Source organism: Caulobacter sp. AP07, from assembly GCF_000281955.1.
Classification (GTDB): domain Bacteria; phylum Pseudomonadota; class Alphaproteobacteria; order Caulobacterales; family Caulobacteraceae; genus Caulobacter.
The window spans coordinates 1-786 of record NZ_AKKF01000326.1 but is presented as its reverse complement, the minus strand read 5'-3'; the positions used below and the strand labels follow the sequence as shown (position 1 = coordinate 786).

Genomic DNA, 786 nt, shown 5'->3' with positions numbered 1-786 from the left:
GTGGGCGGCGGCGGCGGCAGCGGCGGCTTCGCGATCGCGGCCGGCGTGGCGATCGGCCAGGGCGCGCTGGGCGGTTCGGTCGGCGTGGGCGGCAGCGGCCTGGGCGGCGGCGACGCCGACACCGTCACCATCGACACCAAGGGCGGGATCCACACGCGCGGCGACCGGTCGGCGGGCGTATTCGCCCAATCGATCGGCGGCGGCGGCGGCAACGGCGGCTGGAGCGGCTCGCTGGCCATAGCGGCGGGCCAGACGGCTGGCGCGGTCGGCGTCAGCGTTGGCGGCGGCGGCGGCCTCGGCGGCGACGGCAAGATCGTCAGGGTCACCAACACCGGCAATATCACCACCGAGGGCCACGACGCCGCGGGCGTGCTGGCCCAGTCGGTCGGCGGCGGCGGCGGCACGGGCGGCTTCAGCCTGGCGCTGGGCGTCGGCGCGGGCCAGACGGCCGGCTCAGCCAGCGTCAGCGTCGGCGGCTCCGGCGGAGCGGGCAACGACGCCGAACTGGTCAAGGTCGTCAGCGACGGCGTGATCAGCACCAAGGGCGACCGCGCGTACGGCGTCCAGGCCCAGAGCATCGGCGGCGGCGGCGGCAGTGGCGGCTTCAGCGGCGCCCTGGCGGTCGGCGCGGGCCAGACCAGCGCGGCGGTCGCGGTCGGCATCGGCGGTTCCGGCGCCGGAGGCGGCAAGGGCGGAAATGTCGAAGTCGACGTCATCGACCTGATCCTGACCCTGGGCGACGACGCCACGGCGGTGCTGGCCCAGTCGATCGGCGGCGGCGGCGGC

General features: G+C 77.0%; 1 pseudogene. It reads left to right on the top strand.

What is annotated here, in order from left to right:
* Positions 1 to 786 (top strand): annotated as a pseudogene (locus PMI01_RS25885) (hypothetical protein); the annotation flags it as partial.